At 46.6% G+C, this 13167-nt stretch carries 9 protein-coding genes; 7 read left to right on the forward strand and 2 right to left on the reverse strand.

Features of this window, described 5'->3' with window-relative positions; genetic code table 11:
* Positions 1 to 172: 172 nt before the first annotated feature.
* From HP548_RS20170 to HP548_RS20180, 3 genes are all read left to right on the forward strand, one after another.
* Positions 173 to 2242 carry a bifunctional aldolase/short-chain dehydrogenase gene (locus HP548_RS20170; RefSeq protein WP_175382638.1) on the forward strand — a complete coding sequence of 690 codons (2070 nt, stop codon included), beginning with the start codon at positions 173 to 175 and terminating at the stop codon, positions 2240 to 2242.
* Between the two features lie 18 nt (positions 2243 to 2260).
* Entirely contained in the window at positions 2261 to 3532 is a 1272-nt protein-coding gene (gene rhaA, locus HP548_RS20175) for an L-rhamnose isomerase (protein WP_175382639.1), read from the forward strand.
* A gap of 160 nt (positions 3533 to 3692) precedes the next feature.
* On the forward strand, positions 3693 to 5366 hold the full coding sequence (locus HP548_RS20180; RefSeq protein ID WP_099854537.1) for a ribonuclease J: 1674 nt from the start codon (positions 3693 to 3695) through the stop codon (positions 5364 to 5366).
* A gap of 143 nt (positions 5367 to 5509) precedes the next feature.
* Here the strand turns inward: HP548_RS20180 and HP548_RS20185 are convergent, their stop codons facing one another.
* A complete protein-coding gene (locus HP548_RS20185; RefSeq protein ID WP_076291089.1) occupies positions 5510 to 6592 on the reverse strand; it encodes a bifunctional 3-deoxy-7-phosphoheptulonate synthase/chorismate mutase in 1083 nt (360 codons plus the stop codon).
* 578 nt (positions 6593 to 7170) lie between these two features.
* On the opposite strand from HP548_RS20185, the gene HP548_RS20190 reads away from it, so the two are divergent.
* From HP548_RS20190 to HP548_RS20200, 3 genes are all read left to right on the forward strand, one after another.
* A complete protein-coding gene (locus tag HP548_RS20190) occupies positions 7171 to 8154 on the forward strand; it encodes a LacI family DNA-binding transcriptional regulator (protein ID WP_175382640.1) in 984 nt (327 codons plus the stop codon).
* Between the two features lie 169 nt (positions 8155 to 8323).
* On the forward strand, positions 8324 to 9799 hold the full coding sequence (locus tag HP548_RS20195) for a glycoside hydrolase family 32 protein (RefSeq protein WP_175382641.1): 1476 nt from the start codon (positions 8324 to 8326) through the stop codon (positions 9797 to 9799).
* 26 nt (positions 9800 to 9825) lie between these two features.
* Entirely contained in the window at positions 9826 to 11793 is a 1968-nt protein-coding gene (locus tag HP548_RS20200; RefSeq protein WP_175382642.1) for a sucrose-specific PTS transporter subunit IIBC, read from the forward strand.
* A gap of 105 nt (positions 11794 to 11898) precedes the next feature.
* Here the strand turns inward: HP548_RS20200 and HP548_RS20205 are convergent, their stop codons facing one another.
* Entirely contained in the window at positions 11899 to 12345 is a 447-nt protein-coding gene (locus HP548_RS20205) for a hypothetical protein (RefSeq protein ID WP_175382643.1), read from the reverse strand.
* Positions 12346 to 12723: 378 nt separating this feature from the next.
* Between HP548_RS20205 and HP548_RS20210 the strand changes: the two genes are divergently transcribed.
* A complete protein-coding gene (locus tag HP548_RS20210) occupies positions 12724 to 13161 on the forward strand; it encodes a hypothetical protein (RefSeq protein WP_076291094.1) in 438 nt (145 codons plus the stop codon).
* Positions 13162 to 13167: the final 6 nt, after the last annotated feature.

Genomic DNA, 13167 nt, shown 5'->3' on the forward strand with positions numbered 1-13167 from the left:
TCTTCCAAACACTCTGACCAACACGTCAGGGTGTTTTTTATTGAAAGAAAAATCATTAAAACAGAACTCTTTTGAATTTTTCCGTTTATATTTAAAATCTTTTGTTTTCAAAACAAAACAAAGATGATAAACTCTGATTAGGAATAAAACAAACATTATCGGAGGGGAACAAATGGTACAGAGTTTATGGAATTCATCACAGGCTTCGGAGAAAACAACCGGACTGGAGCAACTGGTCTACCGATCCAATTTGATTGGGTCAGATCGTCGTGTATGTAACATTTTCGGAGGCAACACGTCTACCAAAACGACGGTGAAAGATTTTCGCGGCCGTGATATAGAAGTGATGTATGTAAAAGGCAGTGGATCTGACCTGGCTTCCATGCAGGCGAAACATTTTACAGGCCTTGGACTCGAAGATATTCGTCCATTAATCGAACGTGAATCCATGTCGGATGAAGAGATGGTCGAATACCTGGGTCATTGCATGATCGATTCCAAACACCCGCGTGCATCCATTGAGACGTTGCTGCATGCATTCCTTCCATATAAACATGTGGACCATACCCATCCGGATGCGATTATTAGTCTGTGTTGTGCAGATAACGGAAAAGAACTGGCGAAAGAGATTTACGGGGATCGATTTGTTTGGGTTCCTTATGTGCGTCCCGGATTCACACTATCCAAGATGATTGCTGAAAGCGTATTCTCGAATCCAAATGCCGAACTGGTTCTGATGGAGAAGCACGGACTTGTGACTTGGGGAGAAACATCGGAAGAATGTTACGCGCAGACGATCAAAATTATTAATGAAGCGGAAGCCTTCATTGAAGCACGTGTTGACGAAGGAAGCCTGTTTGGCGGAGAGAAGCATCCTGCGCTTGAGGCAGAAGTTCGTCGCCAGATCGTATCCAAAGTAATGCCAACCATTCGGGGAGCGGTATCCGATAGCAAAAAAATGATTTTGTCCTTTGACGATCAGGAGGATGTGCTTGCCTTTGTTGGTGGAGTGGATTCGCCGAAGTTGTCACAGGTAGGTGCGGCGTGCCCGGATCATTTGGTGCATACCAAAGTGGTACCTCTATTCATCGATTGGACACCGGACGCGGAGGATATTGAAGGGCTGAAATCCAAGCTGGTGGAAGGCGTGGCCGCCTACAAAGAACAATATCAACAATATTTTGAGAGCAACAAAAATGATGGCGACGTGATGTTTGAAGCCGCACCTCGCGTCATTCTTATCCCAGGTGTGGGCATGATCAACACAGGCAAGAGCTGGGCACTATCCCAGGTAAGCGGTGCGTTGTATCATAGAGCCATTGCCGTGATGCGCGGTGCGACGAGTCTGGGCCAATTCGTATCCCTCAGCGCCAATGAATCCTATAATGTGGAGTACTGGCCGCTTGAGCTTTACAAATTATCGCTGGCTCCCGCGGAGACTGAGTTTTCCCGCAAAGTGGCGTTTATTACCGGTGGTGCCGGTGGAATTGGAAGTGAAACCGCACGCAGATTGGTATCCGAAGGGGCACATGTCGTTCTCGCGGACCTTAACCTTGAAGGGGCTCAGAAGGTAGCTCAGGAAATTAACGATCAATATGGTGCTAATCGCGCATATGCATTGAAGATGGATGTAACAGATGAGGAAGCCGTGCAATCTGCGTATGCCGAAGTTGCCGTACAATATGGCGGCGTGGATATTATTGTGAACAATGCAGGCCTGGCTACCTCCAGTCCATTTGACGAAACATCGTTGAAGGAGTGGAACTTGAACATGAACGTGCTGGGTACAGGGTACTTCCTCGTGGCGCGTGAAGCCTTCAAGTTGATGAAACAGCAAGGGATTGGCGGTAGTATGGTATTTATCGGGTCCAAAAACTCAGTTTATGCAGGGAAAAGCGCCTCAGCTTACAGCTCAGCCAAAGCACTCGAGGCTCATTTGGCCCGCTGCATTGCGGCTGAAGGTGGGGAATACGGCATTCGTGTAAATACGATTCTCCCCGATGCCATCCTGCAAGGTTCAGCGATCTGGAACGGTTCATGGAGAAATGAACGTGCAGCAGCCTATGGTATCGAACCGGACCAACTGGAAGAATATTATCGTAAACGTACAACTTTGCTCGTCAATATTTATCCGAGAGATATTGCGGAAGGCATCGCCTTTTTTGCCTCTTCCAAATCGGAAAAAACAACAGGTTGCATGATGACGATTGATGGCGGTGTTCCAGCAGCATTTACACGATAATAAGGAGGGTTCTCGCACATGGAAAATCAGGTCAAGCAAGCATATGAAGCAGCCAAATCATTATATGCCCAGCATGGAATTGATACGGATGAAGTGCTGAAGAAACTCGCGGAGATCAAAGTGTCTGTACACTGTTGGCAAGGGGACGATGTGAAAGGTTTTCTGAATAAAGACGGGGAACTTACGGGCGGAATATCCGTTACAGGTCAATATCCGGGGGCTGCAACGACACCTGCAGAGCTTCGGGAAGATCTGGAGCAAGCCTTCTCGATGATTCCCGGCAAACATAAGGTCAATTTGCATGCCATCTATGCGGATACGGACGAACAAGTGGAGCTGGATCGAATTGAGCCGAAGCATTATGAGAATTGGGTGAAATGGGCCAAAGAACAGGGGCTCGGTCTGGATTTTAATCCAACCTGCTTTTCCCATGAAAAATCAAGTGACGGCTTCACGCTAAGTCATTCCGATCCGGAGATTCGCAAGTTCTGGATTGATCATTGCAAAGCATCCCGCCGCATTGGCGCATACTTTGGTGAGCAGCTGGGTCAGACCTGTGTAACCAATGTGTGGGTACCAGACGGGTTCAAGGATAATCCGGTTGATCGGATGACACCGCGGAAGCGGTTGAAAGATTCACTTGATGAAGTGTTTGCCGAGAAGCTTGATCCGAAGTATCATCTGGATGCGGTCGAGAGTAAGCTGTTTGGGCTCGGTTCCGAAGCGTATGTCGTTGGTTCTCATGAATTCTATATGGGCTATGGACTGCAAAATGATACGTTAATCTGTCTCGATGCCGGACATTTCCACCCAACGGAAGTCATTTCCAACAAACTGTCTTCACTTGCCCTGTTTACCAACGGCATTCTGCTGCATGTCAGCCGTCCAATGCGTTGGGACAGTGACCATGTTGTCATTATGGATGATGAGTTGCTGGAAATTGCCCGCGAATTGGTACGTCATGATCTGCTTCCAACGACACATATCGGACTCGATTTCTTTGATGGAAGCATCAACCGGGTTGCTGCGTGGGTAGTTGGCACACGCAACACGATTAAAGCACTGCTGCGTGCGATGTTGGAACCTGTGGATGCTCTAAAATCAGCCGAGCTGCAAGGGGATTACACCCTTCGCCTGGCTTTGACAGAAGAGTTTAAGACCTATCCTTTCGGCGCGATCTGGGATTATTATTGCGCCCAGCAGAAGGTACCTGTACGTGAACAGTGGATCGCTGAGATCAAAACCTATGAGCAGGAAGTTTTGCTTCAACGAGATAAATCTTTCGTATAGTATTATGTAGGCCACGGTGGAGATGTTCTCCGCTGTGGCTTTTTTTGCAGGAAACAGCTCAGAAATGCATAACTGCGGTCAGAATTTCCATACTAAAAATACATAGAAAAATGTAAAGCATCAATGTTATTACTGCAACGCAGAGGAGGATGCATCCGATTTGAATCTCGCCCACAACAAATTGTACATTGCGGCACTTGGCGGTTTGAATGAAATAGGCAAGAACATGTATCTTATCCAATATAATCAGGACATCATTGTCATCGACTGTGGCTCCAAATTCCCGGATGAAACCCTGCCGGGCATTGATCTCATCATTCCGGATGTGACGTATCTGCTGGAAAATCAGGACAAGGTAAGGGCGCTTGTGGTTACTCATGGACATGAAGACCACATTGGCGGCATTCCTTATCTGTTAAAACAAATCAATATCCCGGTGTATGCATCCAGACTGACACGAGGATTAATTGAGCTAAAACTGAAAGAACATGGGCTGCTGCGCAAAGCAGATCTGCATACGGTTGATTCCAAATCCAGCATTACGCTGGGTGGAATTCAGGTTTCATTTTTTGCGACGAGTCACAGCATACCGGATTGCCTGGGTATTTTCTTTCAGACACCTGGGGGAAATGTCGTCCATACCGGGGATTTCAAGTTTGATATGTCACCTGTAAATGGGCCGTATCCCGATCTGCATCGTATGGCCGAGATTGGCAAACAAGGTGTGCATGTGCTGTTGTCCGAGAGCACTAATGCAGAGAGACCCGGGTTCACCCCTTCAGAGCGTGTTGTAGGTGACCATATATTGGATGCGTTTATTCGCGCCAAACAAAAAGTGTTTATTTCAACCTTTGCGTCCAACGTAAGCAGGGTTCAGCAGATTGTAAATGCAGCATTCGAGACGGGACGCAAGCTGGCTCTGCTGGGCAGAAGCATGATTAATGTAGTGTCCGTAGCCAGTGAACTGGGATATCTGGATGTACCTGAGGGGCTGCTCATTGAGGCCATTGATTCGGACCAGTTTCCACCTGATGAGGTCGTTGTGCTCTGTACGGGAAGTCAGGGTGAAACGATGGCTGCTTTATCCCGCTTGGCCGCCTCCAAACATCCACATGTGAAGATCGCACCTGGAGATACCGTTATTATTGCAGCTGGGGCGATCCCGGGGAACGAACGCAATCTTGCGCATGTCATTGATAATCTGTATGTGCTCGGAGCACGTGTCATTTACGGTTCAAGTGGCGCAGCAGGTATGCATGTATCAGGACACGGCAGCCAGGAAGAACTCAAACTGATGCTAACCCTGATGAAGCCTGATTACCTGATTCCAGTTCACGGTGAGTTCCGCATGCTGTATCAGCATAGACAATTGGCGGAGTCCGTAGGGATCGAACGGGATCACGTATTCATCGTGAACAATGGGGATATGATTCAGTACAAAGACGGCGTGGCTTCTCCTGGTCCCAAAATTGCTTCAGGCAACAGTCTGGTCGACGGTCTGATCATGGGCGATGTCGGGAATATCGTGCTGCGTGATCGACGGCAGCTGTCATCTGATGGAATGCTGGTGATTGTCACTACGTTGAGCAAAACAGAGAAACATATGGTGACAGCACCTGAGATTATTTCCAGAGGTTTTGTGTTTGTTAAGGATGCCGAAGAATTCATGAAAGAGATTCATGAGCTGGTTCAGAACAAGATGGATGAGTTAACCGGAAGCGGAGCGAATCAGTGGAATGTGATCAAAAGAAAGCTGAAAGACGAGATCGGTCATTACATTTACGCCCAGACGAAGCGAAGACCGATGATCCTGCCCATTATTATTGAGGTTTGAGTAAGTGGAGCCAGAGTCGATGTATAGAGATTAAGATGAGAATTAAAATTAAGATTATGATGTTCAAAAGCCTGAGAAATGTAGGATCATACCGTTTTTCGTATGAACCAAACATTTCAGTCAGGCTTTTATTGTTAATTAACCTATTGATCCTTAAGCAATCCAGATTGTCTCACAGAGGAGAGGAACTGATGGAACTGCTCAATGTTTAATTGCTGTGCGCTATCCGAGAGGGCTACCGCCGGATTTGGATGAACCTCAACCATAACACCATCTGCACCTGCTGCAAGAGCTGCCTTGGCACATGGGGCAAGGATATCTTTACGCCCGGTCGAGTGGGTGACGTCCACAAGCACAGGCAAATGGGTTTCTTGTTTCAGAATCGGTACAGCAGAGATGTCTAGTGTGTTTCGTGTTGCTTTTTCATAGGTGCGAATGCCGCGTTCAATCAGCATAACCTGTTTGTTTCCCCGGGAGACAACGTACTCCGCAGCATGAACGAATTCATCAATGGTTGCCGCCAAACCACGTTTCAGCAGAATAGGAATCTTAACATCCCCGGCAGCCTTGAGCAGTTCAAAGTTTTGCATGTTACGGGCACCAATCTGGATGACATCAATATACTGGCCAGCCAGTTCAATATGACTTGGATGCACAATCTCACTAATGGTCTTCAATCCGAACTCGTCGGCAACTTCCTTCAGAATTTTCAATCCTTCGATTCCAAGTCCCTGGAAGTCATATGGAGAAGTACGAGGTTTAAATGCTCCTCCGCGCATCACCGTAATGCCGGCTTCTTTCAGTGCTGCTGCGACCTCGCGTACCTGCTCATAACTTTCAACCGAGCATGGGCCAGCAATCATAATGGGTTTGCCTGCGCCAACCTTGACGTTTCCGATGGAAACGACAGTATCTTCTTGCTGATTTTTGCGGCTAACGAGCAGCTGTTTCTTGTGTTCGTCAACCTGAAGGTTCAGGGAAGCCTGGAAAATCTGTTTGAACAGAAGTTTGATGGCATCGTCTTGGAAAGGCCCCGGATTAGCGGCAGTCAGTTCCTCCAGCATTTCTTTTTCGCGAACCGGATCAAACTTGGGTACACCTTGTTTTTCCTTGATTTGACCAATTTCCTGTGTAATTTGGGCACGTTCTGACAACAAGTGCAGGAGGTTATGATTAATTTCACTCAATCGGCCTCTTAATTGTTCCAAGTTCTTGCTTTGATCCATGCTGATCTACTCCTTCGATTTAGATTTATGAAAAAACACAAAAAGGCCCTTCATCCGTAAGGGACGAAGAAGCCGTGGTACCACCCTAATTAGAAACGGTCTGCTGATTAAATACAGCTGATCTGTTTCTCACTTTGACCTTTTAACGCAAGGAACGGATTGTCCTAGAAGCTATATCCAAGAGGAGCAGCTCTTCAGCAATCGGCTCGGGAGTGAACTTCGGCGGCGTGTTCCTTTCGGGTGCTCTCAGTCTTTGGCACCGCGTCCCTGTAATGAACGATAACTCCGCGTACTCTTTCCGTCATAGCCTGTATGAATAATGATGTTCTGTTCTGTATTTCATGATGCACGTTATGAATTGAAGTTATACTAGCATCTCATGTTCCTTGTCTGCAAGAAGCTGAATTAATGCCATGCATCAATAACGCTTTACCGTGACGCATTATCCATGTGCTTCCAGTGTTCTGTGAGATTTACTAATGACTCCATGGGAATAGTATTCGCAAGGGTTTGCCATTCGAAGTATAATATAAGGTAATATAAGTGAATTCAAGCGAATGAGAATAAGAGGAGAAGTTATGAATAAAACGATTTCGGATATCGCCCAAATGGCAGGCGTGGCGAAGAGCACAGTCTCTCGTTTCCTGAATGGTGGTTCTGTTAGCGACGATACACGGGAAAAAATTGAGCGCATTATTAAACAATACAATTACGTACCCAATACGTTTGCACAGAGTCTCAAGGCCAAAAAAACCAGTATTATTGGAACGGTTGTTCCTCGTCTGGATTCCTTTGCAACCTCTCAGACATTGATCGGTATCGATGAAGAATTAAGAAATAATCAGTACCAGATGCTGATCGCGAATACGAGCCAGGATATGCAGCGCGAGATCGACGCCATATATGACTTTGCCAGACAGAAGGTATCCGGTATTATTCTGCTTGCCGCAGAAGTGACGGATGCACATCTGAAAGCTGTTGAAGACATCGGAATTCCGGTGCTATTGGTAGGACAGCAGCATGAACAACTGCACAGTCTGGTTCATAATGATGATCAAGCGGGCTATGAGATGGGTAAACATGTTGTGGAAAAGGGCCACCGGAAAATTGTCTATATTGGTGTTACCGAGAGAGATCAGGCGGTGGGTATCCATCGCAAACAGGGGTTCAAGCGTGCGATCAACGAATGTGTTGGCTGTGATGTGACGTATTATGAGACAAGCTTCAAAATGTCCGAGGCGATCATTACCGCAGAAGCGATTTTGAAAGAAAGCAAACCGACCATTATTGTGGGCGCAACAGATAACATCGCACTGGGTGTGATGAAGATTGCTTTTTCCAATAAGATACAAATTCCTCAGGAATTATCGGTTACCGGATTTGGCGGTTATGAAATTACCGAGATGATACATCCTACACTAACGACAGTAAAATATCATTATTTTGAGGCAGGTCAAGTGGCGGCCCAGCACATTATTCGTCTGGTAAAAGGCGAGCCAGTGGAGCAGTGCACGATCCTTGATGTGGAGATTATTCCACGAGAAAGCGTTGACAAGATATAAATGAATCCTTTATGATAATTCCATCGAACCGGTTCCACACCAGATGTCCACTACGGATATGGGAACACGGTGGCAGGCGAAAAGCCATATGGAATTATTTTTTTGAGTGCATTGGAACCGGTTCCTCTGATTTGGGTTTTACTTTTAGCTAGGATGGAGAACACTTTTTATGAAAATGACTAGAGAGCAACGCTACAGACGAATCGAGCAGGCAGAGCCTGGAGAAATAGGCAAGCTAGAAGCTTTGATCTCTGCTTGTCCATGGAGACAGCATTACCATATCCAGCCGATAACCGGACTGCTTAATGATCCTAACGGATTCTCCTATTACCAGGGATATTATCATCTGTTCTATCAGTGGTTCCCACTCGGCACCGAGCATGGGATGAAATATTGGTACCATACCCGTTCAACGGATCTGGTGCATTGGGAAGAAGTCGGAATCGGAATCCAGCCGGGCGACACATATGATTCACACGGGGCGTATTCGGGCAGTGCTATTGAAAAAGATGGCCAACTCCATCTGCTATACACGGGCAATACAAGAGATGAGGACTGGATCAGACATCCGTATCAGTGTCTGGCGATTATGGATGAAAGCGGTTCAATAACCAAAGTGCATCAACCTGTGATCACAGAAGTACCTTCTGGCTACACGGAACATTTCAGAGACCCCAAGGTTTGGCAGCAGGGTGACACGTATTATTGTGTGATTGGAGCACAGCGTGTAGATGAAACGGGATGCACGGTATTATATCGCTCGTCAGATCTCAAAAACTGGACGTTTCTTGGTGAGATTCATACTGGGCTACCTAACTTTGGCTACATGTGGGAGTGCCCCGATTATCTGGAGATGCAGGGTCAAGGTGTACTGATCTTTTCGCCACAAGGAATAGAGAGTCATGAAGATGAGTATCAGAATATTTTTCAGTCGGGCTATCTGATTGGCGAACCACTGGATCTTCAGACAAGGCAATTCGAACATGGTTCATTTCATGAGATGGATCGGGGATTCGACTTTTATGCCCCACAGACGATGCAGGCGTCGGATGGAAGACGAATTTTGGTGGGCTGGATGGGACTTCCCGATTTGGAGTATCCGACAGATAAGAGTGGATGGGCACATTGCCTGACGATTCCGCGGCAGTTGTCACTCCGGGAGGGTAAGTTAATTCAGCAGCCAGTCTCTGAAATGGTGAAGCTGCGTGGGGATTCTGAGGGGAATCATATGGAATTCACAATGAATCATGAGACTCGATCTTTCGCAGACTTTGCTGGATTGGCTTATGAATTGGAATGTGAGATCCGTGATTTTGACGCAGAGGTTGTAGGCATTGAATTGCGGGCGAGTTTAGAGGAGAAAACCGTGTTGCAGTATGATCGGTTGGCACAGAAAGTAACCCTGGATCGCTCGCAGTCAGGCGCCACGCTCGCGGATCAGAACGGGAATGTGCGGCGCTGCGCATTGAATGCAGACGTGCTGAAGTTCCATATCTTTGTGGATTCTTCTTCTGTTGAGATCTTTGTCAACGATGGAGAAGAGGTATTCACAAGCCGTATCTTTCCAAGCAAGGATAGTACGGAGATTCGCTTCTTTGCACTTGGAGGCAAGGGAGGATTTAAGGCATCAAAATGGGATTATTAGATATAACGTGAGAGGAATGAAGGACCATGTCGGATAATCAGCAGATTGCCCAGGACGTTATTCGTGCCATCGGGGGCAAAGAAAATATCGCATCATTTGCACACTGTGCAACACGTCTTCGGATCATGGTGAATGACAAGGACAAGATCGATCAGAAGCAGGTCGAGAACATCGACAAAGTTAAAGGAGCCTTTTTCAACTCTGGCCAGTATCAGATCATTTTTGGAACAGGAACGGTGAACCGGATATTTGAAGAGGTCGAGAAGCTGGGCATCGAAGGCTCTTCCAAGGAAGATGTGAAGAGTCAGGGCAAGAAGGAAGGCAATGCTTTTCAACGGGCCATTCGCACGTTCGGTGATGTTTTTGTACCAATTATCCCTGTGCTGGTAGCAACGGGGCTGTTCATGGGTTTGCGAGGGCTGCTCACTCAAAATGAAATTTTATCACTTTTTGGTGCAACACCGGAGGACATTTCACCCAATTTCCTCTTATTTACTCAGATCCTGACGGACACAGCATTTGCATTTCTGCCTGCACTCGTAGCCTGGTCTGCTTTCCGTGTGTTTGGCGGGAGTCCGGTTCTCGGCATCGTTTTGGGTCTGATGCTTGTGAATCCGGCGCTGCCGAATGCATACGCTGTGGCCGATGGATCAGCACAACCGCTGCACATGTTCGGATTCATCCCGGTAGTCGGATATCAGGGTTCCGTGCTGCCTGCGTTCTTCGTCGGATTGATCGGAGCGAAGTTTGAGAAGCTTCTGAGAAGACGCGTACCAGAGGCGCTTGACTTAATTCTTACCCCTTTTATTACACTGACGGTTATGATTACGCTGGGCCTTTTCGCAATTGGTCCGGTATTCCATTCTCTAGAGGAGTGGGTGCTGCATGGAACGACAGCCGTATTGGGACTTCCATTTGGTATTTCGGGCATTATTATTGGTTTCTTCCATCAAATTATTGTTGTTACCGGTGTACATCACATCTTTAACTTTCTGGAGATTCAATTGCTGGAGAAAACGGGCTTTAATCCGTTCAACGCGATTATTACATGTGCTATGGCTGCGCAAGGAGCAGCTTGTCTGGCAGTGGGGTTGAAGACCAAAAATACAAAGCTGAAAGCACTCGCACTGCCTTCGTCATTCTCTGCATTTCTAGGGATTACTGAACCTGCAATCTTCGGGGTTAACTTGCGATACATGAAACCGTTCATCATGGGTCTCGTCGGGGGCGCTGTCGGTGGATTTATCGCATCTTTGTTCCATTTGCAAGGTACAGGTATGGCGGTGACGGTTATTCCGGGCACGCTGCTGTATTTGAATAGCCAATTGCCTTTATACATTTTGTCCAATGTGGTAGCAATGGGTATTGCATTTGCACTTACCTGGTTCTTCGGATATAAGGATCAGCCGGTTGCGGAGGAAGTTCCGAGCAATGCAGCAGAAGAGAGCAAGACGGAAGTTCTGTCGCAAAATTCTAACTCATCTGCCAGCCAGGCCGTTAACCATCGCACCAAGGTAGATATGTTGGAAATTGCATCACCGATCACTGGTACAGCTGTTGCTTTGGAGCAGGTTCCTGATCCTGCATTCTCGGAAAAGCATATGGGAGAAGGGATCGCTATCGAGCCTTCTGAGGGCAAAGTATTTGCACCTTTTGATGGTGTCATCGCTCATGTGATGAATAAGAGCAAACATGCGGTAATCCTGGAACATGAAACCGGTGTTCAAATGCTTGTGCATATTGGGATTAATACCGTTGGACTGAAGGGGGAGGGTTTTACCGCATATGTGAATAGCGGAGACACCGTAACCGCAGGACAACTGTTGATTGAATTTGACATGGAAGCGATCCAGGCTGCCGGGCTGCCATTGATTACACCTGTGCTCATCCCGAATGGGAATGATAGGATCGAACAGGTGATGGCAACTATGACAGGCCCAGTTCAAGCTAATGGAGAAGCACTAATCGTTGTGAAATTTACTGAACCACAATAAGCGTAAACTTTTGAACAAGACAGGTCGGAAAATGCAAAGAGACCCGGTGTATATCACCAGGGTTTCTTTGCACTTTTATGTATCTTTTCTACTTAACGGAAGGTGTCAAAAAGAATAATACGTCAGCGCGTATTGCATCAGAAAGGCACGAATTTCTTCCCGGTTTAACATCACATCAGATGTGCTGCCTTGCTCCAGGTTGAGAAGCAAATTACTGACGGCTTCATGCAGGAACAGCTTGCGTTCATTTCCCCACAGCTCTTGATGCTGCTGGATAAATTGCGTGGCCTGCGACAGCTCCATACCTTTTAAAACTCTGAACACCGAAGCCCATTTTACCAGATCAGAGGGATGGGAACCTATAGGTAATTCAAATTCGGCAAAACCATGAACATTCCCGCATGAGATTTTGAACAATCCGCAGTAACAGGATGAATGTTCCCGCGCTATGAAGGGTAATTTTCGCATATCGTACCGAATAATCTCCATGGAACTAATTCGGGTATCAACACGAATCTCCGTTCGAATTTCCACATCACAATCTGCAATCACACGCTCCAACCTCCATAGGCAAAATCACCTTATCGTTTCTATTGTTTTTGTTATCCTGCCGATTATATTACGACTGAACACAGCTCAAGTAAAATCTACCGGAATGGATATACGCCTGATTTTCCGATTTTTGGTTTGGAATTCATACATGTAAGCGATTAACAAGAGATATATCTTCGTTTTGGACTCGAATAACTCGATTTTTTCTTCCGCTCATGACAGACCGAGTAACATGCCGCATGACAGCGTAAAGAGGAGATTAGTCAAGAAATCCTCACCTGGATTGTCTGGAATCGATCAGAACGGTGCAGAAATCGAATACCGTTCAATTGCAGAGATGTAGACAGAGGACTATGATTCGCACATAACGTACTCCAGATGGCATTTGCAGGATCTGATGTGAAGGCGAGGTTGGCGGCAATGGATGAAGCAATGATGGTGGTTTCGACAGGACACGGTGCGGCGGGAATGAATTTTGTGGATGTATTACTGAAGAGGGGATTTGCAGTTGTCGTGCTTGTACACAGTGAAGAAGAGGGGGAACAACTTCAATCGCTTGGTGCTGTTACTGTGCGTTACATTCAGGAAATGGCAGACCGTAACCAGCTTCCGCTTGAATTTGTAGTAAAAAGCGCCTTTGTATTCGAAAATAGCTTGCCGCAGTGCTGTCAGGACATTGAGCTGTGTCGCAGTTTGTGTCCGCAACAACTCTATGTCGTTTCCAACAACAGGGCTCCTGTTGGGCTTGTTTATAAAGGTCTGGGAGCAACATATGTCATTCACAGCCGGAGTGGAGATGTTTCATTTTTAGTGTAGTATGGC

The sequence above is a fragment of the Paenibacillus taichungensis genome, from assembly GCF_013359905.1.
GTDB lineage: Bacteria > Bacillota > Bacilli > Paenibacillales > Paenibacillaceae > Paenibacillus > Paenibacillus taichungensis.

What these genes read in the sequence shown, in the direction of transcription:
- HP548_RS20190 (WP_175382640.1), top strand. Translation starts at nt 7,171, where the DNA reads ATGAATAAAACGATTTCGGATATCGCCCAAATGGCAGGCGTGGCGAAG.
- HP548_RS20210 (WP_076291094.1), top strand. Translation starts at nt 12,724, where the DNA reads ATGGCATTTGCAGGATCTGATGTGAAGGCGAGGTTGGCGGCAATGGAT.
- HP548_RS20195 (WP_175382641.1), top strand. Translation starts at nt 8,324, where the DNA reads ATGAAAATGACTAGAGAGCAACGCTACAGACGAATCGAGCAGGCAGAG.
- HP548_RS20170 (WP_175382638.1), top strand. Translation starts at nt 173, where the DNA reads ATGGTACAGAGTTTATGGAATTCATCACAGGCTTCGGAGAAAACAACC.
- HP548_RS20185 (WP_076291089.1), bottom strand. Translation starts at nt 6,592, where the DNA reads ATGGATCAAAGCAAGAACTTGGAACAATTAAGAGGCCGATTGAGTGAA.
- rhaA (WP_175382639.1), top strand. Translation starts at nt 2,261, where the DNA reads ATGGAAAATCAGGTCAAGCAAGCATATGAAGCAGCCAAATCATTATAT.
- HP548_RS20200 (WP_175382642.1), top strand. Translation starts at nt 9,826, where the DNA reads ATGTCGGATAATCAGCAGATTGCCCAGGACGTTATTCGTGCCATCGGG.